Origin of the sequence: Streptomyces sp. NPDC001292, assembly GCF_042896465.1 — a bacterium.
In the GTDB taxonomy this organism is placed as follows: Bacteria; Actinomycetota; Actinomycetes; order Streptomycetales; family Streptomycetaceae; genus Streptomyces.
Map to the genome: position 1 here is coordinate 34446 of NZ_JBIAXG010000023.1, position 26441 is coordinate 60886.

The 26441-nt window shown below is 67.3% G+C and carries 25 protein-coding genes and 2 pseudogenes; 9 read left to right on the forward strand and 18 right to left on the reverse strand.

Annotated features, from left to right (window positions below):
- Position 1: 1 nt before the first annotated feature.
- The 5 genes from ACFY4A_RS23350 to ACFY4A_RS23370 all read right to left on the reverse strand — a co-directional run bounded on the left by ACFY4A_RS23350 (position 2) and on the right by ACFY4A_RS23370 (position 4920).
- On the reverse strand, positions 2-913 hold the full coding sequence (locus ACFY4A_RS23350; RefSeq protein WP_390831287.1) for a fumarylacetoacetate hydrolase family protein: 912 nt from the start codon (positions 911-913) through the stop codon (positions 2-4).
- A gap of 15 nt (positions 914-928) precedes the next feature.
- Positions 929-1354, reverse strand: a complete 426-nt coding sequence (locus tag ACFY4A_RS23355; RefSeq protein ID WP_390726896.1) for a carboxymuconolactone decarboxylase family protein — start codon at positions 1352-1354, stop codon at positions 929-931.
- A gap of 169 nt (positions 1355-1523) precedes the next feature.
- Positions 1524-2276, reverse strand: coding sequence for an SDR family NAD(P)-dependent oxidoreductase (locus ACFY4A_RS23360; protein WP_390831288.1), 753 nt, complete (start codon positions 2274-2276; stop codon positions 1524-1526).
- A 407-nt stretch (positions 2277-2683) separates the two neighbouring features.
- Positions 2684-3655 carry a phosphotransferase family protein gene (locus ACFY4A_RS23365; protein ID WP_390831353.1) on the reverse strand — a complete coding sequence of 324 codons (972 nt, stop codon included), beginning with the start codon at positions 3653-3655 and terminating at the stop codon, positions 2684-2686.
- A gap of 62 nt (positions 3656-3717) precedes the next feature.
- On the reverse strand, positions 3718-4920 hold the full coding sequence (locus tag ACFY4A_RS23370; RefSeq protein ID WP_390831289.1) for an acyl-CoA dehydrogenase family protein: 1203 nt from the start codon (positions 4918-4920) through the stop codon (positions 3718-3720).
- Positions 4921-5018: 98 nt separating this feature from the next.
- Between ACFY4A_RS23370 and ACFY4A_RS23375 the strand changes: the two genes are divergently transcribed.
- Positions 5019-5762, forward strand: coding sequence for an SDR family oxidoreductase (locus ACFY4A_RS23375; RefSeq protein ID WP_390730106.1), 744 nt, complete (start codon positions 5019-5021; stop codon positions 5760-5762).
- Between the two features lie 26 nt (positions 5763-5788).
- On the opposite strand, the gene ACFY4A_RS23380 is transcribed toward ACFY4A_RS23375, so the two are convergent.
- Complete coding sequence (locus tag ACFY4A_RS23380) at positions 5789-6412, reverse strand: TetR/AcrR family transcriptional regulator (protein ID WP_390831290.1); 624 nt, start codon at positions 6410-6412, stop codon at positions 5789-5791.
- Between the two features lie 243 nt (positions 6413-6655).
- Between ACFY4A_RS23380 and ACFY4A_RS23385 the strand changes: the two genes are divergently transcribed.
- A complete protein-coding gene (locus ACFY4A_RS23385; protein WP_390831291.1) occupies positions 6656-7687 on the forward strand; it encodes a 2Fe-2S iron-sulfur cluster-binding protein in 1032 nt (343 codons plus the stop codon).
- A gap of 434 nt (positions 7688-8121) precedes the next feature.
- Here the strand turns inward: ACFY4A_RS23385 and ACFY4A_RS23390 are convergent, their stop codons facing one another.
- On the reverse strand, positions 8122-8409 hold the full coding sequence (locus ACFY4A_RS23390; RefSeq protein WP_390831292.1) for an SDR family oxidoreductase: 288 nt from the start codon (positions 8407-8409) through the stop codon (positions 8122-8124).
- Positions 8410-8469: 60 nt separating this feature from the next.
- Between ACFY4A_RS23390 and ACFY4A_RS23395 the strand changes: the two are divergent.
- Positions 8470-8739: pseudogene (locus ACFY4A_RS23395) on the forward strand (transposase); the annotation flags it as partial.
- A 134-nt stretch (positions 8740-8873) separates the two neighbouring features.
- On the opposite strand, the gene ACFY4A_RS23400 reads toward ACFY4A_RS23395, so the two are convergent.
- The 7 genes and pseudogenes from ACFY4A_RS23400 to ACFY4A_RS23430 form a co-directional block, all read right to left on the reverse strand.
- The gene (locus tag ACFY4A_RS23400; RefSeq protein WP_390831293.1) at positions 8874-11009 is read right to left on the reverse strand and encodes a SpoIIE family protein phosphatase; all 2136 of its coding nucleotides are present in this window, start codon (positions 11007-11009) and stop codon (positions 8874-8876) included.
- Positions 11010-11613: 604 nt separating this feature from the next.
- On the reverse strand, positions 11614-12456 hold the full coding sequence (locus tag ACFY4A_RS23405) for an IS5 family transposase (RefSeq protein ID WP_390831294.1): 843 nt from the start codon (positions 12454-12456) through the stop codon (positions 11614-11616).
- A gap of 85 nt (positions 12457-12541) precedes the next feature.
- Positions 12542-12961: pseudogene (locus ACFY4A_RS23410) on the reverse strand (SDR family NAD(P)-dependent oxidoreductase); the annotation flags it as partial.
- Positions 12962-13009: 48 nt separating this feature from the next.
- A complete protein-coding gene (locus tag ACFY4A_RS23415) occupies positions 13010-14560 on the reverse strand; it encodes an aldehyde dehydrogenase family protein (protein ID WP_390831295.1) in 1551 nt (516 codons plus the stop codon).
- Positions 14561-14646: 86 nt separating this feature from the next.
- On the reverse strand, positions 14647-15198 hold the full coding sequence (locus ACFY4A_RS23420; protein WP_390729721.1) for a hypothetical protein: 552 nt from the start codon (positions 15196-15198) through the stop codon (positions 14647-14649).
- Between the two features lie 76 nt (positions 15199-15274).
- Entirely contained in the window at positions 15275-15586 is a 312-nt protein-coding gene (locus tag ACFY4A_RS23425; protein ID WP_390729720.1) for a hypothetical protein, read from the reverse strand.
- The gene (locus tag ACFY4A_RS23430; RefSeq protein WP_390831296.1) at positions 15583-16926 is read right to left on the reverse strand and encodes an amidohydrolase family protein; all 1344 of its coding nucleotides are present in this window, start codon (positions 16924-16926) and stop codon (positions 15583-15585) included. Before ACFY4A_RS23430 ends, ACFY4A_RS23425 begins: the two co-directional genes overlap by 4 nt.
- A gap of 143 nt (positions 16927-17069) precedes the next feature.
- Between ACFY4A_RS23430 and ACFY4A_RS23435 the strand changes: the two genes are divergently transcribed.
- The 6 genes from ACFY4A_RS23435 (at position 17070) to ACFY4A_RS23460 (ending at position 23194) form a co-directional block, all read left to right on the forward strand.
- Positions 17070-17807 (forward strand): TetR/AcrR family transcriptional regulator, encoded by a 738-nt coding sequence (locus ACFY4A_RS23435; RefSeq protein WP_390831297.1) that lies wholly within the window; start codon positions 17070-17072, stop codon positions 17805-17807.
- Between the two features lie 597 nt (positions 17808-18404).
- Positions 18405-19628 carry an ABC transporter substrate-binding protein gene (locus tag ACFY4A_RS23440; protein WP_390831298.1) on the forward strand — a complete coding sequence of 408 codons (1224 nt, stop codon included), beginning with the start codon at positions 18405-18407 and terminating at the stop codon, positions 19626-19628.
- A 33-nt stretch (positions 19629-19661) separates the two neighbouring features.
- On the forward strand, positions 19662-20384 hold the full coding sequence (locus ACFY4A_RS23445) for an ABC transporter ATP-binding protein (protein ID WP_390831299.1): 723 nt from the start codon (positions 19662-19664) through the stop codon (positions 20382-20384).
- The gene (locus ACFY4A_RS23450) at positions 20381-21268 is read left to right on the forward strand and encodes an ABC transporter ATP-binding protein (RefSeq protein ID WP_390831300.1); all 888 of its coding nucleotides are present in this window, start codon (positions 20381-20383) and stop codon (positions 21266-21268) included. Before ACFY4A_RS23445 ends, ACFY4A_RS23450 begins: the two co-directional genes overlap by 4 nt.
- Positions 21253-22128 carry a branched-chain amino acid ABC transporter permease gene (locus ACFY4A_RS23455; protein ID WP_390831301.1) on the forward strand — a complete coding sequence of 292 codons (876 nt, stop codon included), beginning with the start codon at positions 21253-21255 and terminating at the stop codon, positions 22126-22128. The genes ACFY4A_RS23450 and ACFY4A_RS23455 overlap by 16 nt, the downstream gene beginning before the upstream one ends.
- Before the next feature lie 4 nt (positions 22129-22132).
- Positions 22133-23194, forward strand: coding sequence for a branched-chain amino acid ABC transporter permease (locus ACFY4A_RS23460; protein ID WP_390831302.1), 1062 nt, complete (start codon positions 22133-22135; stop codon positions 23192-23194).
- Positions 23195-23219: 25 nt separating this feature from the next.
- Here the strand turns inward: ACFY4A_RS23460 and ACFY4A_RS23465 are convergent, their stop codons facing one another.
- The 4 genes from ACFY4A_RS23465 to ACFY4A_RS23480 all read right to left on the reverse strand — a co-directional run bounded on the left by ACFY4A_RS23465 (position 23220) and on the right by ACFY4A_RS23480 (position 26358).
- Complete coding sequence (locus ACFY4A_RS23465) at positions 23220-23702, reverse strand: VOC family protein (RefSeq protein WP_390831303.1); 483 nt, start codon at positions 23700-23702, stop codon at positions 23220-23222.
- A complete protein-coding gene (locus tag ACFY4A_RS23470; RefSeq protein ID WP_390831304.1) occupies positions 23681-24184 on the reverse strand; it encodes a DoxX family protein in 504 nt (167 codons plus the stop codon). Before ACFY4A_RS23470 ends, ACFY4A_RS23465 begins: the two co-directional genes overlap by 22 nt.
- A gap of 53 nt (positions 24185-24237) precedes the next feature.
- On the reverse strand, positions 24238-25197 hold the full coding sequence (locus ACFY4A_RS23475) for an alpha/beta hydrolase (RefSeq protein WP_390831305.1): 960 nt from the start codon (positions 25195-25197) through the stop codon (positions 24238-24240).
- A 918-nt stretch (positions 25198-26115) separates the two neighbouring features.
- Positions 26116-26358: a winged helix-turn-helix domain-containing protein gene (locus ACFY4A_RS23480; RefSeq protein ID WP_390831354.1), complete on the reverse strand. Its 243-nt coding sequence runs from the start codon at positions 26356-26358 to the stop codon at positions 26116-26118.
- Between the last annotated feature and the right edge of the window lie 83 nt (positions 26359-26441).

Sequence of the window (26441 nt, forward strand, 5' to 3'; positions counted from 1 at the left end):
GTCACTCCCGCTCCGTGCCAGAGGCAGAGGCTTTCCCGGCGACCCGTCGCTCGCGCGAACCGGCCTCGCGGTCCTCGGAGATGAACGCGGTGACGATCGCGCCGACGCCTTCGACCGTGGAGGTCAGCACGTCACCCGGCCGTAGCCACCGGCGCGGCGTGCGGAACGCACCCACCCCGGAGGGCGTGCCGGTGAAGATGAGGTCTCCACCGAACAGCGTCAGCGTCTGCGAGAGCCGCGCGACCAGCTCGGGCACCGGGAACAGCAACTTGCTCGTCCGGCTCGCCTGGACCCGTTCCTCGCCGAGTAGGCACTCGATCGCGAGATCGTCAGGGTCGGCGAGCTCGTCGGGCGTCACAACGTACGGGCCGATCGGACCGAATCCCGGCCACGACTTGCCGAGCGAGTACTGCGGTGGCGCCGGCTTGCGCATCTGCAACCTGCGGTCCGACAGGTCCTGTCCCACCGTGAGCCCGGCGACGTGCTCCCACGCCGACTGCACCGGGATGTTGCGGCCGCCAGTGCCGATCACGACGACGAGCTCGGCCTCCCAGTCGGCCAGCATGCCGGAGGACAGGGCGACGGTCGCGTGCGGCCCTGTGAGGGACGAGGAGAACTTCGTGAACACCGTCGGATGCCGCGGCACCTCGGCACCGGCCTCGCCCGAGTGATCCAGGTAGTTGAAGCCGATGGCGAAGATCTGCCGCGGTCGCGGCACCGGTGGGCCGAGGCGTTCAGGGTCGACGGGCGCCAAAACCCCCTTCGCCCGTGGCGCCCACAGGCGGAATTCCGGCCAGCTCTCGTAGATTTGCTGCGGGTCGGGCCCGAACGCCCCGTTCGAGCTCGTCGCGATGTCGATCGCCCCATCCCCTCGAACGAGAACGGCGCGGCCGCCGAGGTTTCCGATTCGCATGTGGCTCCAGCTCGGTCAGGTGGGCTTCTTGTACTCGATGTCGATGTCCGTCACCGGGCAGTCCACGACTGTTCCTCGCCGCCGCTCCGAGCGCACGACATCACCCCAGACCTGCAGCGCGTCCATCGCCGTGGAGAATCCGGCGTAGGGCGTGAGCATCACGAGCGCCTCGTGGACCCGCTTCGGGTCGATGCCGGCCTGGATTGCTCCGTGCAGGTAGTTGCGGATGGGGCCGTTCTGCACGGCGAGCGCCGTGATGGCGATCAGGATCCGGGTGTCGAAGTCCAGGCCAGGGCGGGTCCATACCGTTCCGAAGTTGAACTCCTCGGTCCATTCGAACATCTCCGGATCGAGGGCCCGCTGAATCTTCTCGAACGTGTCGGCCTTCTTGCCCTGCATCAGCAGCCGGATCTCCCGGCCGCCGTTCTTGTCCGTCCTCATGTACTGGCTCTCCTCGCGCTCGGCGGCCCGTGACACGGCCGGTCGCCACTGCGGTCCGCGCAGTCTGTCGCTCACTGCCGCGCCAATAAATTAACAGTGATAGTAAAACTCAGAGGGTGATCCGGCGCAAGGCTCGACGGGTCCACCAGCTGGTAGCTGTTTACGACCGTCAGGCGAACATCGCGCCGCGGTCGACGACCAGCGCGACGCCTGACACCGAACGTGCCGCATCCGAGCACAACCACAGGGCAGCGGCGGCCACGTCGTCCGCGGTCGACATCGGCCGCGTTGCCCACCGGTCGCCGACCTCGGCATCGCGACCGATCGATGCCCGCAGCAGCGGGGTGTCGGTGCCGCCCGGGCAGATCGCGTTGATGCGCACCCGGCCACCCGCATGCTCCCCGGCCGCGGTCTTAGTGAGACCGACGACGCCATGCTTGGACGCCGCGTATGCACCCACCCCCGGTGGCGGCCGCAGGCCGGCCGTCGAAGCCGTGTTGACGATGACGCCCCCGTCGTGTGCGGTCATGTGCCGCAACTCGGCGCGCATGCACAGAAAGACGCTGGTGAGGTTGACCCGGACGAGCCGGTCCCAGTCCGACACGCTCATCTGCGCGAGGGGTGTACGGGGCATGCTGATACCAGCGTTGTTGAACGCACAATGCAAACCGCCGAACTGGTCGACCGCCCGGGCCACCAGCGCCTCCACCTGTACTTCGTCCGAGACATCGGCACACTGGTACTCGGCGGACCCACCGGCGGAGCGGATGCTCTCGACGGTGGATCTCCCACCCGCATCGTCCACATCCGCGACGAGGACAACCCCACCCGCGGCAGCGAACTGCCGGGCGGCAGCCTGGCCGATACCGCTGCCGCCACCTGTTACGAGCACCACCTTGCCGTTGAAGGAACCGGTACTCACGTCGATGCGCTTCTCTGCCTCAGGGGGCTTTGGGCTTCGGACACCACGGTGTCGGATGGCAGGCACGCCACCCGGACCTCGTCGTGACGTTCGCGCCGCTGCCGAGCCCCAGGACGAAGAGGGCGAGGATGTCGACGAACATGGGTGGTCAGTTCGACGCGCGGGTCGTCAGTGTCGGCGGTTGGTCGCGCACTCATTCTGCACACCATTGCCCTTCTGGTCCGGCCGGCAGACCGACCGTTGATACGGCAGCTGTCGGCGCTGGTTCGAGTTCGATGGTGGCCGGGGTCACGAAGCAGCGACCGCCGGACGACGCCTTGGGGCCATCCGCCATCAGGTCGTCGAGAGACTCACTTGTACGTACCAGTTGGCGTCTCGAGACATGATGCACCCATCAGGCGCTGCTGTCACGAGGGGAGTTCGAGAGCGCGGTCGAGCAGTTCTTCGGCGATTGCGTGCAGGCGCCGCCCGGTACTCGGGTCACCACTTCCATTGAGGCTGCGTACCAAGCTGCCTTCCAGCAGCACCGCCATCCGATAGGCGGCCAGGCATCGAAACCACGCGAAGTCCTCGAGCCCCCGAGGGGCTAGTTCAGCGTAGCGATCAACGGCGTCAATGCTGTCCGTACAGGTCCAACCATCTGCCGACGCCCAGGAGGTCAGCGTCCCAGGCCAGGTGACGACAAGATGCGCGAGGTCGAGGCGCACGTCGCCGAGCGTGGCGAGTTCCCAGTCGACGATCGCGGCAATTCGGCGTCCATCGGGTCTGACGAGCATGTTGCCGAAGTGCAGATCGCCGTGCAGCAACCCGAACCGCTGCTCGCGCGGGTAGCATCGCGTGAGCCTCATGTGAACGGCGGACGCGGCGGTCAGCGAATCTGCCCGGTATCCGGCGATTGCCCGGTAGCCGTCCAGCGTGCGTGTCCAGCGAGCGACCTGGCGCTGCGCCCAGTCGGCACGTCTGCCGAAATCGGACAGACCTACGGCGGCCGGATCCACTCTCGCGAGACCTGCCACGGTCTCCGCGGCCGCGAATGCGATTTCGCGCTGCGCCGCCGGGCTGCCACGGACAGGCACCGGAAGTTCGTCGACGGCGTTGAAGCCGGTGACGAAGGCCGTCACCAAGAAGGGCTCGCCGAGCACATGGGGTTCGGTCTCGGCTCCCACGAGCGTAGCGTGCGGCACGTCCGTCCGGGCTAGCGCCCCGAGGACTCGAGCTTCCCGTGCGATCATTTCCGGCCCACCTGCAACCGACCGCGGCGGCTGGCGCAGTACGTACTCGGACTCGCCGAACACGAACCGGATCAGGAGATTCTGCGTGCCTCCGTTGATCGACCGAATGTTGGTAGGGGCCGAGCCAGCGCACCCTTGTCGTCTCATCCAGGCTGCGAGACGTCGGCTCCATTCCGGCGAGCCGACCCGCGAACCGAGCACCGCCACGATCAGGTCACCGTCGCATACTTGCGCAGTTCGCCGCGCGCCAGAGCCATCTTGTGCACCTCGTCCGGCCCGTCCGCGAACCGCAGTGCCCGCTGCACCGCATAGTGCCGGGCGAGCGGATGGTCATCGCTCATTCCGGCAGCCTCGTGCACCTGCATGGCCCGGTCGATGATTCGGCCGGCGATCATCGGCGCGGCAATCTTGATCTCGGAGATCTCTACGGCCGCGGCTTTGTTCCCGATCGTGTCCATCAGCCAGGCGGCGCGCAGGGCGAGGAGCCGCAGCATGTCGATCTCCAGCCTGGCCTCAGCGATCCAGTCTCTGATGTTCGCGCGCGCGGCGAGGGGCTTACCGAATGTCTCCCGAGCGAGCGCCCGGCGGCACAGCAGTTCCAGAGCTCGCTCTGCCGCGCCGACGGATCGCATGCAGTGGTGGATCCGCCCCGGCCCGAGCCGCGCCTGACTGATGGCGAAGCCGTCACCCGGCGCCCCGATCAGGTTCGCGGCCGGTACGCGAACGTCGTCGAATTCGACCTCGCAATGGGTCTCCGGTGCCCAGTATCCCAACAGCGGCAGCGGCCTGACGATTCGCACACCCTTGGCATCGGCCGGCACGATGATCTGCGATTGCTGCCGGTGCCGCGCGGCGCTCGGATCGGTCTTGCCCATGACGATGAAGAACGCGCAGGCGGGGTGGCCAGCGCCTGTCACCCACCACTTCCGGCCATGCACGACGTACTCGTCGCCGGCTCGGGTAATGCGGGTGGCGATGTTCGTCGCGTCACTCGATGCAACGTCGGGCTCGGTCATGGCGAAAGCCGAGCGGACTGTCCCGTCGAGAAGCGGCCGTAGCCAACGGGCCTTCTGCTCCGGCGTGCCGAACATGGATAGCAGTTCCATGTTCCCGGTGTCCGGCGCGCTGCAGTTCAATGCTTCGGGAGCGATCAGCGATCGGCCCATGATCTCGGCCAGGGGTGCGTAATCAAGGTTGGTGAGGCCCGCTCCCTCGTCCGGATGGGGGTGGAACAGGTTCCAGAGACCGGCGGACCGCGCCCGCGTCTTGAGCTCCTCCATGACGGACGGGTACTTACCGGTCTCCCGCCATTGGTCGTCGAAGGTGGCCTCCGCCGGGTACACCCATTGGTCCATGAACTCGATCAACTGACGGCGCAGCTCTGCGCTGCGGGCTGACGGCGTGAGATCCATTCCGTCCTCGCGCTGTAGTAGCGGCTTACTAACCTATCCGTCGTTAGGTTATGGTGTGGGGTGCCGTGCCGTCCAGGACATCTCTCGCAGGAGCAGGCGTGATCGAGTCACTCGAAGGTCGTACTGCCGTCGTGACCGGCGGTTCCCGGGGAATCGGTCACGCGATTGCGGCGCATTACGTAGCTGCCGGAGCGAATGTCGTGATCGTTTCCCGGCGCGAGGAGTCGTTGCGGGCGGCGGCGGCCGAGCTGGGCGAGCGGGCCACCTGGTATGCGGCGAGTGTCCGCGACGCCGATGCTCCGGCGCACGCCATGAGGCTCGCGGTGGAGCGATTCGGGGGGATCGACATTCTCGTCAACAACGCAGCTGTCAACCCGCACTTCGGGTCCTTGCTCGAGATCTCGGCCGAACAGCTCGCGGTGACTGCGGAGGCGAACCAAGCCGCTCCGCTACTCTGGACTCAGGCGGCCGTGGCGGCCGGACTCGGTCGTGCGCGCGAGGGCGTCGTCGTGAACGTCGCGTCGATCGGCGGCCTGGTCACGGAGCCTGGCCTGGGCTACTACAACGCCACCAAGGCTGCGCTTCTGCATCTCACCCGGCAACTTGCCGTCGAGTTGGCGCCGCGCGTCCGCGTCAACAGCATTGCTCCGGGAATCGTTCGCACGGACATGGCGCGCGTTCTCTGGGAGGAACACGAGGCCGAGGTGCGCTCGAAGACACCACTCGGCCGGATCGGAGAGCCCTCGGACGTAGCAGCCGCCGCCCTGTTCCTCTCCACCCGGAGCAGTTCTTGGATCACGGGCAGCATGCTGGTGATCGACGGCGGCATGTCACTCATCTGACCGTGCCGTCGTCCCCCCGGCTCAAGTCAGCCACCGAGCAGGTCCTTGATGATCAAGGCGACGTAGTCGTCGGCCACCTGCTCGACGGAGCGGCCACGTCCCGGCCTGTACCAACGGCTCACGCCGTTCACCATGTCCAGTGCCGCGAGCGCGACGAGGTCCGGCGCGCTGGACCGCAATTCGCCGCTTCGGATTCCGTCAGCGATCAGCGCAGCGATCGTCCGCTGGTAGTGACGCCGCGAGCGTTGGACATGCGCGATGACGTCAGGCGGCAGCGAGTTGATCTCCCGATCGGCCACCCACAAAGCGTCGGCGTGCTCGCAGAGGTAGATGATCTGCCTGCGCAGGAGGACCGCCAGGAACTCGCCACTGCATTGCTCCTCGTCCCGAGCTGCTCGGGCGAACGGCTCCTGCGACGCGATGAAGTCCTCGGAGACCGACTCGACGATGGCCTGGAGCAGATCGGTCTTCGACCGGAAATGGTGGTAAAGAGAAGCAGATTTGACGTTTGCGGCATCCGCGATGTCCCGCATACCGACGTGGTGGTAGCCGTGCTCACGGAACAGCCGGCTAGCGATGTCGACGAGCTGGGCGCGGCGCTCGTCGGTGGGCAGCCGCTGCCGACCAGTCGACTTTTTGGGGGAGGCCATCTCAGAAGTTTTCCACACCGACGAGGGCGATCTGCTCAGGAGGCGAACGCCTTCGCGGCGTCGACGTACTCGGACATCTTACTGAACCCCACGTCGGTGAAGGCGCCGACCTTGATCAGCAAGATGATCACACCGGCCGCCGGCCTTCGCAACGTTCCTCCTCAGAAGGGGAACTCCGTCGCCCTGCAGAGAAGGTCCCATCTCGCGTCCGACGAACGAACTTCACACCAGAAAGAGGCCGCAATGCCGACCCCCTTCCCGCTGTTCCGGCGTGCGACCGTCACGCGGATCACCCAGGAGACCGCCGACACCCGTACGTTCGTGCTCGCCCCGCACGGAGGGCCGCTGTCGTACCGAGCCGGGCAGTTCTGCATCTTCCGGGTCCGCGTGGACGGCCGGCACCTGCTGCGGTCCTATTCGATGTCGAGCGCCCCGGAGACCGACGACGAGCTGATGACGACCGTCAAGCGGGTCCCCGGCGGCAAGGTCTCGAACTGGCTGCACGACCACGTGATGGAGGGCGATGAACTCGAACTGACCGAGCCGCGCGGTCAGTTCTGCCTGCGTCCGGCCCTCGCCGACACGCCGCTCCTCGGCTTCTGCGGAGGCAGCGGTATCACGCCGGTCCTCTCCCTCGCCAAGAGCGCGCTCACCGGCACCGACCGCCGGGTCCGGCTGCTGTGCGCCGACCGCGACAGGCCCTCGGCGATTTTCTACGAGGGCATGGCCGAACTGGCGGAGCGCCATCCGGGGCGCCTGACGGTCGTGCGCCATCTCGATGACGAGCGGGGCTTCCTGAACGCGGCGGACATCAAGGAGTTCGTGGGCGCCGACATGGAGGCGGACGCGTATGTGTGTGGACCCGAGCCCTTCATGGAGCTCGTGGAGTCGGCGCTGCAGGGGTCGGGACGTATCTTCAGCGAGCGATTCGGCGGGGGGCAGGTCCCGCCACCGCCCCCGCCGCGTCAGGCCCCGACCCCAACCAAACCTCCGGCGGCCACGGAGGGGACGATCACCATCCTGCTCGGCAACAAGCGGGTGTCGGTGCCGCGGCAAGCGAACGAGACGCTGCTACAGAGCGCAAGGCGCGCCGGGCTCGCCCCGCCTTTCTCCTGCGAGGCGGGCAACTGCGCGACCTGTACGGCCAAGCTGACCGAGGGCACGGTAACCATGCGCGTCAACGACGCGCTGACGGAGGAAGAGGTCACCGAGGGCTACGTCCTCACCTGCCAGGGGGTGCCAGACACGCCGTCCGTGACGGTCGAGTACGAGTAGCCGCGAGCAACTACCGCTGAGCTGGGAAGACCGATGGGTCGCCGCCTCGCCCGGAGGGAAGCCGCGACCCATCGGTGCGCGCGTCAGCGGTGAGGATCAGCGCGGTTGGCTTACGGCCGCCGGCCCGGATGGCACAGCACGAGGATCGCGCGGGCGAGGAGCTCGCCGCCGCCACCGAGCCGCTCGCGGTACCGCTGGTGATGGTCCGCACCTCGTCCATGAACGCCGGGTCGGTGGCGCGGGGACCGGAGGGGAAAGGCAGCTCCCTCGCCATCTCCCGTAAGCCCGTCCGTCGCCACCGTGCGGCTCCGCTCTCCAGGGGGCGCTCACACGAGATTCCCCTCGCGCCAATAAATTAACAGTGATAGTAAAACTCGGAGGGTGATCCGGCGCAAGGCTCGACGGGTCCCCCAGCTGGTAGCTGTTTACGACCGTCAGGCGAACATCGCGCCGCGGTCGACGACCAGCGCGACGCCTGACACCGAACGTGCCGCATCCGAGCACAACCACAGGGCAGCGGCGGCCACGTCGTCCGCGGTCGACATCGGCCGCGTTGCCCACCGGTCGCCGACCTCGGCATCGCGACCGATCGATGCCCGCAGCAGCGGGGTGTCGGTGCCGCCCGGGCAGATCGCGTTGATGCGCACCCGGCCACCCGCATGCTCCCCGGCCGCGGTCTTAGAGCTCGCGCAGATAGGCGGCGTGGGCAGCCCCGGCAACAAGGTGGGAACAGGTCCCGGTGATCATGGAGTTGCGACGCTCTGTGACCACTGGGGAGATATGTGCCCGTCCTTCCATCATGGCTGACCGACCCGCTCTGGGATCAATTCGCGGCACTGCTGCCCAAGCGCCCTGCGGTCGATCCGGCCCACCCTCTGGGCTGCCACCGCCGCCGTATCAGCGACCGGATCGTGTTCGACAAGCTGCTCCAGCTCCTGCGGTTCGGCTGCTCCTACCAGGCGGTCTCCGACACGACCTGCTCGGCGACCACGATCCGCAACCGCCGCAACGAGTGGATCCGGCTCGGCGTCTTCGCCCGACTCAAACAGATCGCGCACCTCTGGCAGAACGCCTTCCACCGGCTCCGATCGGCGGTGGGCTCGGAAAGGGAGGCATGCTTCACCGAGCCCGGCGGCGTCGGCGGGGCGGAGACAGGAGCCCCGCCGAGCCGGGCGGGCCTTTGGTGTCAGCGGCCGTGTTGTTGAGGCCGGATGAGGAGCAGGGCCATGTCGTCGTTGCGGGGGGCGGGCCGTTGGGCGTGGTGGATGAGGGTGTCGGCGAGGGCGTCCAGGGTCTGGTCCCGGGCCTGTGCGAGCTGGGCGGCGAGGTCGGCGGTGGCGTCCTCGATGTCGATGCCGGGGGTTTCGACGAGTCCATCGGTGTACAGGGCGAGCACGGCCCCGGGCGGTAGGGGGATGTCGGTCTCCGGGTAGTCGGCGGCGGGGTCAATGCCGAGCAGGAGCCCGGGCGTCAGCGGAAGGATCTCGGCGTGTAGGTCGGGGTGGCGCAGGAGTGGGGGCGGGTGGCCGGCGGTGGCCAGGCGGGCGCGGTGGCGTGCCAGGTCGAGCTGGACGTAGAGGCAGCTGGTGAACAGGCCGGGGTCGAGGTCGGTGAGCAGGCGGTTGGTGCGGGCGAGGACTTGGCCGGGCGATGCGCCGGCGGTGGCGTGGACTGCGGTGCGGACCTGCCCCATGAGGGCGGCGGCGTTCACGTTGTGGCCTTGGACGTCGCCGATTGCTGCGGCGGCAAGGTCGGTGTCGAGATGAATGAGGTCGTAGAAGTCGCCGCCGACGTCGATGCCGTGAGCGGTGGGGAGGTAGCGGGTGGCCACGTCCAGGCCGGGGACGCGGGGCAGTGCTTGGGGCAGCAGGCTGGCTTGCAAGCTGTGGGCGAGAGCTTGATTGGCGTCGTAGAGCCGGGCGCGGTCCAGGGCCTGGGCGATCAGCCCGGCGGTCGAGGTGAGGACAGCTCGTTCCTCGGGCGTGAAGGGATGCGGCCGGTCGTACGCGAGGACCAGCGAGCCGACGGGGCGGCCGGAGGTGATCAGGGGCAGGAAGGCCCAGGCGGCCTTGCCGTCCTGCAGGACGGCGGGGGGATGAGCGCGCTTGAGGTCCTCGAAGGTGGCGTAGAAGCTGGGGACGCCGCTGGTTAGGACACGCACGGCAGGAGTGTCCGAGGCCAGGGGGGTGCCGTCGAAGCGGTCCATGAGTTCGGCGGTGTAGCCGCGGTAACCGATGATCCGCAGCCGGCCCTCCTCGGCGATCATCAGGGCGAGGGCTTGGGCCTCGAAGGCGGTCGGGACCAGGTCATCGATCCGGGCGATCACGTCCATGACCCCGACGGCCTCGGTCAGCGTGGCGGCGAGGTGCATCAGGAGGTGGTGGGCGGTCGACCGACCCGGTGCGGCCGACGGTGCGGGGTGCAGAACCTCTGACGTCTCCGAGGCAGGGGCCGGGGAGGCCGGGGCGATGCGGACACTGATGCCGCAGACGTTCGGGTACAGGTGGAAGGACAGCCACCGGTCCGGTGGGCGCAGGACGGTGAAGGAGGTGGCCTCCTGGCTGAGCACCGCGGCCCGGTAGCGGTCCTCGACGACTGGGTCGTCCAGCCACGGCAGGACCTGCCGGGGCAGGACGCCCAGCAGGTCGACGGCGCTGGCGCCGAGGAGGTCGGCTGCGGTGGTTGTGATGAAGGTGATCCGGCCGTCAAGGTCCAAGGTGCAGCATCCTCCGGGCAGGCGCTCGGCGAAGTCCGCCGCTGCCGCCTCCTGGGTCGGCCCGCGAGCGCGGGCACGCAGGGGGGCCAGGACCTGCGGCTCGGACCCGGGCAGCAGCGGGTGGCCGCTGTCGGCGGCCTGCCGCAGGAGAAGGCCCAGGCGGCGGCAGGAGGTACGGACCGCGTTGCGTTCGTGTCGGGTCAGCGCCGATGGATGCGAGCTGGGCCACCGCACCACCAGGGCGCCCCAGACAGTGGTGCCGGTGGTGATCGGGGCAGCGGCCGCCGAGAAGGGGTAGGGCAGGGCGAGCGCCATCTGCGGGTAGCGCCGCGCCATCTCTTCCTGGCCGCCTATCCACACCAGACGCTGCTCGCGCACGGCGTCGGTCGCCGGGGTGCGGGCCGCCAGCGGCACCTGCGTCCAGTGCGCGGCGATCTGCCGGGGAACCCCCCTCAGCACCGCCAGCCGCAGCACCCGCTCGCCCGGCGGCAGCAGGTATACCAGGCCCCCGGAGGCGCCTGTCTCCTGCATGAACTGGTCCAAAGCGGCGCAGAGTAGGTGCGTGCCGGAGCCTGTGCCAGTGCCGAAGCCGGCAAGGTCCCTCATGCTCTCACCCTCCCGAGCGGCACCAGGCAGGGATCCCTCCAGGCGCCTGAAGCGGCATCTGGCCGCCTCCGCGCTGATGCCCAGGCCAGCACCGATCTGCGCCCAGCTCGCCCCGGTTCGTCGGTCCGCCAACACCGCACAGCGCACCAGCTGCCCGGCCAGCCCGGGCACCTCCGCCACGGCGGCAACATGGCAGCCCTCCGCTCCTCGCCCCGGGCGCGAGTCGCTCGCCTGCTGGGTTGCGGCCTGCACCTGCGTCAGGAGATCCGCTTCCGCGAACACCAGCGCCTGCCGCGCCTCCGCCGCCGCCTGCCAGCGACGCCTGGCTCGCCAGGCCGCCTGCCGATGCGCCTGACGGCAATACCGCCGACCCGGGCCTGCCGACTCCGGCAGTGGAGCTCCGCACCAGCCACACCGATCGTCACCCATATACCGATCGTCGCCCATATAGGGAAAATATGCTCTATTGCCGTGACGACGTGCTGCGCACGTCCACCGGGGCGGTGGCGGCCGTACCTATACGTCGGCAGGCATACGTACCGATCATGTCGGCATCAAGATGCCCAAACTGCTGCACTCGGACGCTGCGTAGATCGGCACTCGCTCATGGGCGGCGGTTCGGACGGTTGTCCCAGCGGTGGGTCGTCCACGCCCTGCGGAGCAGGCTACGGACGGTGATGATCGTATCGGCGAGGTCGAAGAACGCGTCGATGACCGCGACACGGCGTTCGTAGCAGCGGGCGAGCCGGTGGAAGGCGTTCTGCCAGGCGTGGGTGCGCTCGACGTGCCACCGCTGGCTCGCCTGGATCGGTACCTTCTCGCCCTTGTGCGCGATGCGGCCGTGCAGACTGCGCGCGGCGAGTTCGGCGCGGGTCTTGTCCGAGTCGTAGCCGGCGTCCAGGTGCACGGTGATGGCCTCGGGCAGCGGTCCCAGGTCCACCAGCAGGTCCAGGGTCGGGGCCAGCAGCGGAGAGTCGTGGCGGTTCGCTCCGGCGAGTACCCTGCCGAGCGGGATCCCATAGCCATCCGTCATGCCGGAGCGTGTCAGGCCCTGTTTGCCGCGGTCGACCGGCGAGCGCCTGGCCGCTTCTCCGCCGCCCGGGGCCTTGGTGATGGAGTCGTCGACGGCGATCTGGTCGAGCACGAGCCCGACGATCCGGTCGTAGGACTCAAGCGCGATCTGTTTGAGTCGGGCGAAGACGCCGAGCCGGATCCACTCGTTGCGGCGGTTGCGGATCGTGGTCGCCGAGCAGGTCGTGTCGGAGACCGCCTGGTAGGAGCAGCCGAACCGCAGGAGCTGGAGCAGCTTGTCGAACACGATCCGGTCGCTGATACGGCGGCGGTGGCAACCCAGAGGGTGGGCCGGATCGACCGCAGGGCGCTTGGGCAGCAGTGCCGCGAATTGATCCCAGAGCGGGTCGGTCAGCCATGATGGAAGGACGGGCACATATCTCCCCAGTGGTCACAGAGCGTCGCAACTCCATGATCACCGGGACCTGTTCCCACCTTGTTGCCGGGGCTGCCCACGCCGCCTATCTGCGCGAGCTCTTAGTGAGACCGGACGCCGCGTATGCGCCCACCCCCGGTGGCGGCCGCAGGTCGGCCGTCGAAGCCGTGTTGACGATGACGCCCCCGTCGTGTGCGGTCATGTGCCGCAACTCGGCGCGCATGCACAGAAAGACGCTGGTGAGGTTGACCCGGACGAGCCGGTCCCAGTCCGACACGCTCATCTGCGCGAGCGGTGTACGGGGCATGCTGATACCAGCGTTGTTCAACGCACAATGCAAACCGCCGAACTGGTCGACCGCCCGGGCCACCAGCGCCTCCACCTGTACTTCGTCCGAGACATCGGCACACTGGTACTCGGCGGACCCACCGGCGGAGCGGATGCTCTCGACGGTGGATCTCCCACCCGCATCGTCCACATCCGCGACGAGGACAACCCCACCCGCGGCAGCGAACTGACCGCGTGGTGTGCCGTACGGCGCGGCCGTTTTTCGTCAGGGCTGGCTGTCGATGTACACGGACTTGGTGTTCAAGTAGCCGTCGAGCGCTGCCAGGCCGTTCTCCCGGCCCCAGCCGCTCATCTTATAGCCGCCGAACGGCACGGCCGGGTCACCGAGCAGGTACGTGTTCACCCACACCGTGCCGGCCTGCAGGCGCCGGATGACCCGGTGCGCTCTGCCGAGGTCCCGGGTCCACACCCCGCTCCCGAGCCCGAACACGGTGTCGTTCGCGCGGGTGAGCACCTCCTCGACGTCGTCGAACGGCAGCACGCACATCACCGGGCCGAAGATCTCTTCACGGGCGACGCGCATGTGGTCGCGCACATGGGACAACACCGTCGGGGCCACGAAGTAGCCGCTCTCGAGTTTGCCCACGGTCATCCGGTGCCCGCCGACGGCCAACTGCGCGCCCTCCTCCCGGCCGATACGCAGGTAGCCGGTCACCCTGTCGAGTTGGTCGGCCGACACGAGCGGACCGATCTGAGTCGTCGGGTCGAGGCTGTTGCCGACCTTGAGCTCGGCGGCGAAGCGGCTGATGCTCTCGATGGCCTGCTCGTAGATCGGCCGCTCGACGTACACGCGGCTGCCGGCGATGCAGGCCTGGCCGGAGTTCCAGAAGGCCCCCATGGCAGCGGCAGGGAATGCCCGGTCGAGGTCGGCATCGGCGAAGACGATGTCAGGGGATTTTCCGCCGAGTTCCAGCGTGACGCGCTTGAGGTTGCCGGCGGAGGCCCGCACGATCGACTGCCCGGTCGCCGTCGACCCGGTGAAGCAGACCTTGTCCACGCCGGGGTGGTTCACCAGTGCCGCGCCGGCCGACTCGCCGAAGCCGTTGACGACGTTCACCACGCCGTCCGGTATGCCGACCTCCTGCATGATCTCGGCGAGCTTCACGGCAACCAGGGGTGCCTGCTCGGCCGGCTTCAACACCATCGTGCAGCCGGTGGCGAGAACCGGCGCGATCTTCCAAAGCGCGTTGGAGATCGGACCGTTCCACGGTACGACCGCGGCCACCACACCGATCGGTTCGCGCACCGTGTACGAGAAGATGTCGGGCCCGATCGAGTTCGGGATCGTCTCGCCATGGATCTTGGTTGCCGCGCCGGCGAAATACCGCAGCACCTCGGCACAGGTCTCGACCCGGGTGCGCGGATTCGGTCCGATCGGCGAGCCCATGTCGAGAACCTCAAGGAACCGCAGCTCTTCGGCGTGGTCGACCAACGCATCGGCAAGGCGCCACATCACGGCTTGGCGCTGTGCCGGCGTCATCCGGCTCCACGGACCGTCCAGTGCCCGCCGTGCCGCGGCGACCGCACGGTCCACGTCCGCGACGCCGCCGGCCGCGACCCGGGCGAGGACCTCACCTGTCGAGGGGTTGACCGACTCGAACGTCTCGCCTGAGGCCGAGTCGACCCATTCGCCGTCGATAAAGAGAGGCTTGACGCCGTCGGAGAGAAACGTCAGCACGCGGTCCGGGATCGGTGCCAACTGCTCGACCGGCGCGCCCGCGTCGTGCGCTGTCCCGGTTCTGGTGGCGCTGCTCATGACTCTGTCCTAACTCGGAGCGGGGACGGACCGCTTCACCGGTGCCACTTGACTTGCAGCTGTTCCCCCGAATCTCAAGGGCGCCGTCACTTCGGGACGAAAGTGGCGCCGAACGCGCGCGCCTTCTGCGGATGGTTGAGAAACGCACCGAGTTGCGGCTTGTCGAGTTGCTCCGACACCCGCTTGGTCATCGCCTTCGATCCGTCGTCCGGATCGCAGTCGAACTCCAGGAGATGCATGTACAAGGGGCCGTCCCCGACAACGTCGTAGGGACTGATCAGCGTCAGACCCGGCGTCCCGCTCGTGGCGAGCGGCGGGATGTGGACGAAGTCCGCCCAGTTGCGCAGGGACTGTACGGCGTCGACGTCGTCGCGATCCTTGGCGTCGAGCAGCGTGATCATCAGTCCCAGCGTCGGGCGATTCGAGAGCCGGCCCTGAGCCGGGCGCCCTGTCCGTCGGTAGCGCAGGCCGGGCGAGTCAGGGCTCGGCTGGCCGGGCTCGAGTGCGGTGAGGCCGAGCGATTCGATGTCGTAGGTGTTGGACTCGCCGGGCAGCGGCTTGCTGATCCGCCATGAGGTGTCGCCTTGCCCATCGAAGCTCAGGTACAGCTCTTGTGCCGCGATCGAGTACGTATCCACTGTGCAGCCTCCGCTGTTGCTCAGGCAGGAAAGGGGTACGGCGTTCGACGACGACGCCGTTGCGGACCGGCCGAGCTCAGTCGGAGCTCGGCAGCCGCTTAGGACCTTGGATCGACATAGGTTCGGAACCGATTGACAGCGTGCCCTGACCGGGCTTGGTCACGAGCACCTCGAGGTCTGCGCCGTCGGTGTACCGCTTGCCAAGCTCAGCACCGCCGGCGAACGCGGCAACGATCGGCTGCGGATCGCAACTGTCCAAGTCGCGGGTCATGGGCACGCCGCCGCACCGCAGGTCCTGCGCGGTCGATGGGGCGCGGACGACGATCACCTGGGTGTCGCAGGTGACGCTGCGCAGCCGGATTCCAGGCTTCAGGAGCTCGCCGGTCATGCCCAATGCCCCTTCGTGCGGAAGGCCATGCTCGTCTTCCTGTTGTGGAACTCTGTCTTCGGCTCCAGCCCAGCCCTGAGGACCTCGCTGGGCCGCGGCGCCCCGATCCGTTCGGCTACTGCGCCGAGATGGACGCGATCCAGGCGCGTGTAGCACTGGAGGGCGTTGTCGCCGAGCATGCCACGCACCTCACGGAGCGGCAGGTCGTGGTAGGTGTTGGCGATGGCGACGTGCGTCATGTGCACATCGTCCTCGTCCTCCTGGTAGCACCAGGTGCCTTCGGCGTGCGGGTAGTCCGAGCCCCACATCAGGCGCTCGCTGTAACCCTCCCCGACCGCGGCTTCGGCCTCAGGCCTCGATTGGAAACTCGCGCCGATCCAGACGTGCTCGCGGATGTACTCACTCGGCCGCCTCGGCAGATTGGCGCGAAGCGGACCGCTCTGCATGTAGTCGTAGATGGAGTCCAGCTCTTCCATCGCGTCGACGAGCCAAGCCCCCGGATGCTCGGTCAGGACCAGGCGCAGGCCCGGGTGCCGCTCGAATGCGCCCATCAGCGTCAGGATCGTCAGCGAGCGGCGACACCACCACCCGGAATCCATCAGACCGATCGCGCCGCCGTACGGACTCTTCCAGTACCGGTGGGTCGGGGGTGCAGCGCTGATATGCGTCGTGAGCGGCAGCTCGTATTCGGCGCATGTCGCGTAGAAGGTTTCGAAGAGCTCATCGTCGAGCGGCGGCATGCCGGGCGCGTCGGCAGCCGGGAAGTTGATGCCGCCGAGGCCGGCGGAGGCCGCCCATTCGACCTCTCGGATGCTGGCTTCGAGGTCCCATATCGGCAGCTGTGCCAGTCCGATGAACCGCCCGGGAGCGCTCGCGCAGAAGTCCGCCAGCCACCGGTTGTAGATGCGTCGGCCCGCCGCGAGCAGCTCGAACTCCCCCGTGTTGACGCTCTGGATGTTGCCGAACAGGCTGTTCGCGTCGAACGGGAGCGGGACGAAGTTCTGGCTTCCATGGAACAGCACCTCTGCCGCGATGCCGTCACTGTCCATGTCGTGCAGTCGAGCGACCGGGTTGTAGTGGCCCTCACTCCGCTGGTTCCAGGCCATTGCCGCAGTCAGCTCCCGGCCGATACCACGCTCGCGCATCGCAGCGACGATGTCATCGGGTTCGGTGGGGATGGGACCGATCTTCGCCGCGAAGGCGTCGAACTCCTCGAGATAGCGCTTTTCGCAATACGGGCGGAGGTCCTCGACCAGGCGCGGCCCGACGTGAGCGTCCGCCGAGATGATCAGGAGACGTTGGTCGGCCGCCGGTGACGCCACATCCTGAACGACCGTCATCTCTTCCTCCATCGTCGCCCGGGGCGCACCACTTGGTCATTACTATCGTTGCTAGTTTATCACCTACGGTGCACGATGCGAAGCCCCCTGCGCCGGCCTACCGGAGGCCGGGATAAACGAGCAGCGCTGCTAGACTCACCTGCGTGACGCCAGGCCGACCGAAGATCCCGCTGCTCTCTCGTGAGCGCATCATCAAGGCGGCCCTGAAGATCGTCGACGAGGAGGGGCTCGAAGCGCTGACGACGCGTCGCCTCGCTGCCGATCTCGGAGTCAAGGGCGCATCGCTCTACAACCATTTCCGCGACAAGGACGACATCATCGTTGCGGTCGCCGAGTATGCCCTTACGCGGGTACCCAAGCGCATGCTGGAGAAGGACGTCACCCCCCAGCAGTTGCTCCTATGGGGGGTCGTCGCGCTGCGCGATGCACTCCTTGCCAACCCGAATCTGATTCCGGTCCTGATTCGACACCCGTCGCTTGGCATCGCCAACCGGGAGGCGGTCACGGCCCGTCTCATCGAAGGCGGCATTCCGGTGGAGGACGTACTCCTACTGCACGAGTCGCTTGAGCGATGGGCCATCGGCAACGCAGTGCGCGAGGCGACCGATCCGGCCGCATCCTCGATCGACCCGGAGATGACGAAGGTCTACCCCGCACTATCGAAGGCCGCAGAGCGCCAGCGGAAGTCCTCGCACCAGATGTTCGAGACGGTGGCTGCCAGCATCATCGAATCGGTGCTCGAGACCGCCGGGGCGAGCCGGTCCGGCGCACCCTCTACCGATGCCAATGCCGATGCCGCGTCACCCCGACCGCGCGAGACTGCAGGAGACTGCACACCGGCGACACCCGGACGACGCACGCCGCGCCGCTCGACGCGATAGCAGCCGCCCGAGAGCCCGCGCAGACATGCCGCGGATGCGGCCGCGTACCGAACCGCGTCGACCTACCACGACGGTCATCTGCCCGAACACTTCGCGCTTGACACAAGTCGCCTCTCCTATAAGCTATCGCTGATAGTTACCGCCACCTCTTCGAGGCCCGCAGGGCGAGGTGAACACCCAGCCGGGGGGTCTCACATCGTTACCGCTTGACCCTTCGAGTCACCCTTTCACCAAAGGTAAAGTTCAGACCAAGGAAATTCGCGTGAGCAAAGGCACGCGGTCGGTATCGCGTGGCGGAGGGGGCTGCGCGGTGCCACAGCGCTGAGCGGTATCCGCCCGGCCCGGAGGCCGGTGCGGGCGGTGCCGGGCGATAGCTGTTCGCGGAGATCTCGCGCATAGCGTGACGGTGCAGTCGACAGGGCATCGTCGGATCCGCATCGGTGAGCGCTGACGGACACACGAGGAGCATCGCCTCGCTCGTGTGCTGCATGAAGCTGCGACATCAGACCGTTGGTTCTCTGCCACTCCGCAGCTGGCCCAAGCCCGAAGGCCTGTTTTCTTCGAGGACCGAGGAGAGCAATGGTGTCAGAACGGCGCATGACCCGTCCGACCAGCAGATTCGGCATTGCTGGCGTATCGCTGATCCTCATCGCTCAGGTGGCCGCGTGCACGAGCAGCGGCGGCAATTCGGCAGACACCCAGAAGGGCTCTGACGGCTCCTACGTCATAACGATCCCGGCTGATCTGACCGGCGCTGTCGGCGCCCTGGGCTCCGCCTTCGCCGACGGTGCCCGGGCGTACTTCAAGAGCATCAACTACACCGCCGGCGGGCACCACCTCACGGTCAGGGAGCCCATCGACACACGATCCGACGCCGGAGCCGCGCAGGCCGCATTCCGCCAGGCCGTCGAACAGCGCCCGATCGCCATGGTGGGACTGACGATCAGTTCCAGCGTGCTGGGCTCGCAGAGCATCCTGGACGCGGCCGGCATTCCAATGATCAATGCGACCACGCTTCCCACCCTGAACGGCGATGGCAGCACGAAGGCTCCGAAGAAATGGTTCTTCACCATCGGCGCAGCTGGCAATCAGGTTGTCGACGGCATGGTCTACAAGATGGGCGAGCTCGTCAACAGCCTGAAGGGAAGGCGCATAGCGATAGCACGCAGCGTCTCCGCAGCCATCGAGGCGGACGCCGCCGTCATCAAGGACCGCTCCAAGGACCAGCAGTACCAGGTTGTTGCGGACGAGAAGATGACAACGGGTGCTGCGTCGTTCGCCAGTCAAGCCGCGAACATCGCCAGGGCCCGTCCAGAAGGCGTTCTCGTCTTCGGCATTGGGAATGATGCGGTCACCATGGCGAAGGCGCTCGCCGAGGCGGGCCTGACCAGGATTCCGCTGCTGCAGTTCAACGGCGGTACGACCTTCGCATTGATGAAGGCGGTCGATCTGCCGAATTACTACGCAACGTTCGACTCACCGGAGCCGACAGCGGACTCGGCACTCGCGGCAGCAGCATCGAAACTCGACCTGGCGCAGAACGTGCACAACCAGAACTTCGCTCAGGGCTGGTCGGCGGCCGCCCTTGTCGGTCGGGCGATCACGTCCTGCAGCGACACGTGCACGCCGACCAAGCTGACGGCGGAGCTCGAACGCGTCCGGAACTTCACTCCGCCGGACGATTCGACTTTCGGACCGATCGACCTCTCCCTGACGGATCACGTAGCGGGCAGCGCCATCAGGATCTTCCGCTGGGACCCGGTGCATGGCGCGCCGTCGCCGGCCGGCGATGTGGTTCGGCTCCCGGCATTCAACCAGTGACCCCTCGTACCGGCCTGAGCGAGGAGTAGCCCAATGCTTCGGGTGGAACGTCTGCGCGTGCAATACCGGAATGGCGCTGTCGGCGTCTCGGACATCTCCTTCTCGGTCGGCGCCGGCCAGGTCGTGGCCCTCTTCGGGCCGAACGGCGCCGGGAAGACCACTTCGGTGCGCGCGGTGAGCGGGTTCCTGAAATCGGAAGGCACCCGCGTCAGGGGTCTCGTCGAACTCGATGGGACGAACGTCGCCGGGCGTGAACCACACGTCACCAGTCAGCTGGGTGTCGGTTCCGTGCCGGAGCGTGACAAGGTCTTCTCGAGCCTTACGGTCGCCGAGAACCTGCACGCGCTGGGCCGATTGCCGCCGAAGAGAAGCCGCGCCGACGCATTCGATCGTGTCTACCAGCTGTTCCCGATGCTCGCCGAGCGGCGGCGCGAGCTCGCCGGGCGTCTGAGCGGAGGACAGCAGCAGATGCTAGCGCTCGCCCGCGGTCTGCTCCTCGAACCCCGCCTGCTGATCGTGGATGAGATGACGCTCGGACTGCATGTGAGTGTGCAAGAACCACTGTTCGCCACTGTCGCCGAGGTAGCCCGCCAGGGCACAGCGGTGCTCCTGGTCGACGAGAGCACGGCCTTGGCGCTCGACGTCGCCGACTACTGCTATCTGCTCCGGGATGGTCGAACGACCGTGTCCGGCCGGTCAGACATGTTCCGCGGCACTGAAATCCTCGCGGCCGGCTATGTGGAGGCAGTGGAATGACCTCGGAACCTCTGATCACCGTAGGCAGCTCACGGCGCCTCGCCGGTAGCGCTCACGACGCCGCTGGTCCCCTCAGCATCCGCGACCTGACCGTCTCCTTCGGCGGCGTCCGAGCGCTGTCGAGCGTCAGTGCCGACGTGCCGGGCGGCGAGATCTCTGCGATCGTCGGGCCGAACGGCGCGGGCAAGACGACGCTGCTCAACGCCATCGGCGGATTGCTGGGCCGGGCGGTTCACGGACTTGTGACGTTCGACGGATCGCCGATCACCCGGCGTTCGCCCACGAACCTCGCTCGGCTCGGCCTGGCGCGCAGCTTCCAGGAGCCACGCTTGATCGAGCAGGCCTCGGCACTCGAGAACGTGCTCGCCGGGGCCTACCTGCACATGGGCTACTCAACGCTCGACCAGATGGTCCGGCCCTGGCGCGTCAAGAAGGGTGAGCGCGGAGTCCGCGACCAGATCGTGTCACTGCTCACCGGAATCGGCCTGGCTCACGTACGCGATGAACCCGTGGCGGGTCTGCCGTACGGAGTACGAAAGCTCATCGACATCACCCGTGCGCTGGCAAGCGCGCCGCGACTTCTTCTGCTCGACGAGCCGACATCCGGGTTGGACTCGTCCGACCGCAGAACCGTGGAAGAACTCCTCGCGGGTCTGCGCGCTGAACGACGGGTCACCGTCGTAGTCGTCGAGCACCACATGGATCTCGTCAGGCGCGTCGCCGATCGAGCAATCGGCATGGCTGCCGGCTGCGCAATCGCGTCCGGAACGCCGACCGAAGTACTGGACTCCAAGACCTTCCGGGCGGCCGTCGTCGGTCGCCCTGTGGACGCCGGCTCATCCCCGGCGGGAAAGAACGAGGACGCCACATGGACCGGCTCGTGACATCCCTCGTGGGTGGCCTCTCGTTGGGCGGGACACTCTCGCTGGTCGCGCTGGGACTGGTGCTCGCGTTCAGATCCACGCACACCTTCAACTTCGCCCACGGCGAGTTCATGCTGATACCCGCCTTCCTCGTCGCGCGATGGCAGACCGATCAGGCGTCCCCATTGTGGGTTGCCGTTCTGGCAGGCCTGCTCGTAGTCGCTGTCATCGGAGTGGTTTTCTTCCGCCTTGTGCTCAAGCGGCTCGTCGGGGCGCCCGTCTTCATTCCGGTGATCGCCACGCTCGGCCTGTCCTCGATCCTGCAGGGGCTGGTCGCGATCTTCTTTGGTTTCAACCAGTACTCCATCAGAGTCCCGCTGTTGCCCGACGGCGTGATCGAACTCGCCGGAGCCCGAATCAGCAGAGCCAGCATCGTGCTGTTGGTGTTCTCCCTGTTGCTGGCGTTTGCGGTCGCCGCCGGATTGAAGTTCACCCATGTGGGGACGATGATCCGGGCGGCAGGACAGAATCCCCTGCTTGCCAGCCAGGGCGGCATTCGGGTCACTCGCCTGTACACGGTCTCCTGGGCGATCGCCGCCGTGCTCGCGGGCGTCGCAGGTATCACCTACGGGATCCAGAACGTGGTCAGCCCGTCGCTGTCGAACGTCGCGCTCATCGCCTTTCCGGCGATGCTCCTCGGCGGACTCGACAGCATCGCCGGAGCCATCGTCGGCGGCATCGGCGTAGGCGTGCTACAGGGATTCGTGACGACGTATGCGGGTGGCCAACTCACCGATGTCATCACCTACCTGGCGCTGCTGGTCGTGTTGCTCTTCTTGCCGCACGGCATCCTCGGCATGCGGCAGGTGACGAGGCTCTGAGCAGATGATGATCTTCACTCGCATCGCCACGCACCTACGGGCCCGACGCATGCGGCGGGAACGCCGGCCCGAGCTCCTGGGCGGTATCGCCGTCATGGCACTGGTGACCTTGTACTTCACCACGCGGGCGTCCTCGTCCGACCTGTACGTCTTCAACCTCTGCCTGCTCGCCGCGATCGGCGCCTCTGCGCTGAACCTACTGATGGGCACAGCCGGTCAGGTCTCGATCGGCAGCGCCGCCTTTCTACTGGTCGGAGCGTTCGGAACCGTCTGGGCGCATCGGCTCGGCATCGTGTTTCCGCTCGACATCATCGCGGCGACGGCCATCGGGGCCGCCGTAGGACTTCTGGTGGGCCTGCCCGCCCTGCGTATCCAAGGCTTGTACCTTGCCCTCGCCACGCTCGCCGTCCACTTCATCGCCCTGTACGTCGCAAATGAGTACCAGGCCAACGCACAGGACGCGGGTGCCGGCGGTTTCCAGGTCAGCCCGAAGTTCAGTCACCTGGGCCTGCTCGACCAGCAACGCGCCTGGAGTTGGGTGCTGTTCGGGCTCGTCGCTGCCACCACCGTCCTGATGTCCCGCCTACTCACCGCCCGCTCGGGCCGCGCCTTGCGGCTCATCAGAACCCACGAGACGGTCGCTGCAGTGATGGGCATACCGGTCGCCCGGACCAAGCTCGTGCTGTTCATGGGGACGTCAGCGGCGACTGCCGCCCAGGGTGGCATCACCGAATACCTGACCGGCAGCGTCTCGGTCGAGGGCTATACCCTGCTTCTCGCAGTCTCCTACATCGCTATGATCATCATCGGTGGTCTCGACTCGCTGTGGGGCGGCACAATCGGTGCCGGAGTCGTGATATCGCTGTCGACCATTTCGACCAACGCAGTCAGCCGTTTCAGCCCCTCGCCGACCGCTGCCCTCCACGGCCCGCAGATCGCACAGGTCGTGTTCGGCGCCCTCATCATCGTCTTCGTTCTGTTCTCGAGGCACGGCATCGCCGGATGGCCGAAGGCAGCGGCGCAGATGCTGGCGCGGCTACAACGGAATCGGTCGACGACGCCTTGATCGAAGGCAGGCCGCTGCGCTACGCCTACTTTCGCAGTTCTTCAGGAAGCAGATCACCCAGCAGTCGGCCCGCCCACCGCGGGTCCACCACCTCCAGATAGAAGCCGAACGGTGTCCGGTGCAGTGCGAACCGGCTCGGTCGACCTCGGTCGTCCGCGACAGTTGCCGCGAGCTCCCATCCGCGTGCTTGCAGGTCGGCGACGTCAGCAGAGAAGGCGTCCGTCCACACACCGATGTGGTGGAACCGCGAACCTTCCATCAAGGGATCGAGTGGCGTTCCCTTCCCGGCGGTGAACAGTTCGATGGCCGGCGAAGGCCCGGAGGAGTACACGGATCGGACGCGGACATCGGTAGTACGACCGCCGTGGAAAACGCACAGCGGATAGTCGAGGACGTCTCGCCACTGCACTCCCGTCGACGCGAGGTCGGCCATCGCCTCGTCGACGCTCGCCACAGATAGGCCCAGGTGGAAATACGGCTGGATGATCATCGCGCGGGTCGCCAGCACGTGGCCAGCAGTGCGGCCGCACCGCCGAATCCGAGAACCGTCGCCGTCAAGAGGCCTGGCCAGCCAGGTGGATCGAACCAGCCCAGCCCGCGGTCGACGGACCACCTACCCGCGCCGACGCCGGCGAGCCCGACCGCGACGAACGTCAGGGTCATCACATACTCGTAGCCCTCACCGGGCCGAAAGATGAAGAAGCCGTTCTGGCGATGGTTCGTGACCCAGGCGACGACCATCGTGCCGATGATCCCGGCACAGGCCACCGGCGTAACGGCGCCGAGAGCGAGCAACGTCCCGGCGCCCACCTCGGTGAGGCTGGCCAACCAGGCGTGCAGGATGCCCGGCCTCATCCCGAGGCCCTCGAACCAGCGGGCCGTACCGGCCATCCTCCCGCCGAGGGCAATGTGGTTGTAGCCGTGGGCGACTAACACGATCGCGACGGAGACACGGACTACGAGCAGCGACAGATCAGCTGCTGAATTCACAGGCACACACTCTCCTTACTCACTGCGCGGTGATTCCGCCCCGCGAGACGTCGCTAGCCGATCCGTCGGATCAGCCGCTCCAGCCACGCGTCACGAGCGGCGAGACAAGCACGGGCGAGATCGGACCGTTGGGCGATGTCGTAGAAGCCATGGAAGGCGCCGCCCCATATGTGCAGCTCGCAGTCCCCACCGGCCGCCCAGATCGCGCTGGCATAGGCTACGTCCTCGTCGCGGAACACCTCGGCTGCGCCCGCGTCGATGTACGTCGGCGGCAGCCCGCTGAGGTCGGTGGCGCGGGCCGGCGCCGCATACTGCGACACGTCGTCCGTGCCGCGGCGCTCGCCGAGCACCGCGGTCCACGCGGTGAGATTGCTGGTGCGGTCCCAGATCCCGACGCCTTCGTACTGGCGGGACGACACCGTCTCGTTGCGATCGTCGATCATCGGACACTGCAGAAGTCGCCCGGCGAGCTTCGGACCGCTCCGGTCGCGCGTGAGCAGCGTGGTCCCGGCGGCCAGGCCGCCACCGCCGCTTCCGCCGTAGATCACGATCTGGTCCTGCTTGAAGAGCAGCTCCGCGGCACTGGCGGCCATCCACTCAAGCCCGGCATAGCAGTCTTCGACAGGGACGGGATCGGGATGCTCCGGCGCGAGCCGATGCTCCACGGTCACACATACCGCGTCGTACTTTAGGGCCCAGCCCACCAAGGCTGCCGCAGAGGCAAAGCGGTCGCACATCACCATGCCACCGCCGTGGATGTTGTAGATCCCAATGCCCGGTTCCCGGTGATCCGTGCGCGAGATGATCGAGACCAGGATCTCGGCGCCGCCATAGCCGGTGATCTTTCGATCCACCGAGGTCACGGCCCGATCGCCGATGATCTGGCCGATGGTCGGCATGGAGAGGGAGCGGAAGTGCTCGATTCGCTCGGCCGTCATCTGGACCGGCACGAATCCCTCCAGCGCCGGGAGCAATTCAGCGAGCTGCGGGTCGAACGTCGGGTGCGGGTGCATCTTATGAACTCCAGTCGCGACGCGCGGAAAGCGCGTTCAGCCTGCCGCCCGGCTGCAGCCACTGGCAGTCGGCTCTGTCGCCCATCGGCCGTCCGCTGCAGGACCATGACGCCGACGTTGCAGGCGACTTGCACCCGGGCAGGACGGATCCGTTGCAGGAGTACGGCCGTGCCGCCCGGCGAGGCGCCGCCGTGATTGACCCGGGTGCGACCGGTGCATACCTGTCGGTCATGTCGTTGGCCCCCATACGGGCGTCGGGTCGTTCTGAACACCCTTAACTGGCACTGATAGCTTTATGTAGACGTCATGTGCTGTCAAGTAGATGACCGCCGGCTCCCGCTCGGTTCTACCCGAGCTAACCTGTCCCGACATGTCCAGGGGCCGCAAGCAATGTGGCAATACCTCGAAACACGCCAGGAGAGCGCGCCGAGGGCCCTCGACTCCAACTGTCCCTACTGACGCTTCCCCGTTGAGTTGTCGAGGTAATTGAGTCCGGTGTCGGCGAGGCATCCGTCGACGAGGTGTGGCTGGCGTTGGCAGCGGCACATGCCGCTTCGGACGGCTGCCAGGTGAACCCTCGGTGAGCACCTCGATGGTGGCTCTGGATGCGGGGACGGTAGATGAGCCGGCTGCGTTCGCCTGCCTTGAAGCAGGACAGGGCGGCCATCGTGACGCGGCCTTGGGGAGGCTCTGTTGAACTGCACGACAGGTGTGCCGCCTCTCGGTGAGCAGGTGCGTGCGCGGTGCGACGTCATCGAGACAGCGGCACCATCCTCGAAGACCAGCCATGCCGCCCCGAACGCCGCCGTGGTGGCTTTGCGCGCGGCCAGGTCCCCTTCCCCCCACATCCACCGCCACATCCCGCTCGGCCGGCCGCCGGGCAGGCTGCTGTCAGGGCCAGTCGTGTCGCCGCATCAACTACCAGACTCCGCGGATCGACAGGGTTACCCCCAACTGGTCCGCGATCAGCAGCTGCACGCGCGAGAGCGTCCACCGTTCATCCGCCCAGCCCAGAGCCGTCGCGCTTTCCAGCAGCAGTGGCTCGAGGACGGCGAAGTCACGGTCGTCGGCCTTGGGCCGCTCGGCCGTTCCACGAAGGACGCAGTTCCTGTCGTCCTCTCTCGCACCAGGAGCTGCGCCACCGCTCCACGGACCGGACAGTGACCCGAAGTTCTTTCGCGATCAGCGTGTTCTTCTCGCCTTGCGGAAAGCCGTCGGCGGCCAGCATGCGCACCCCCTCCCGC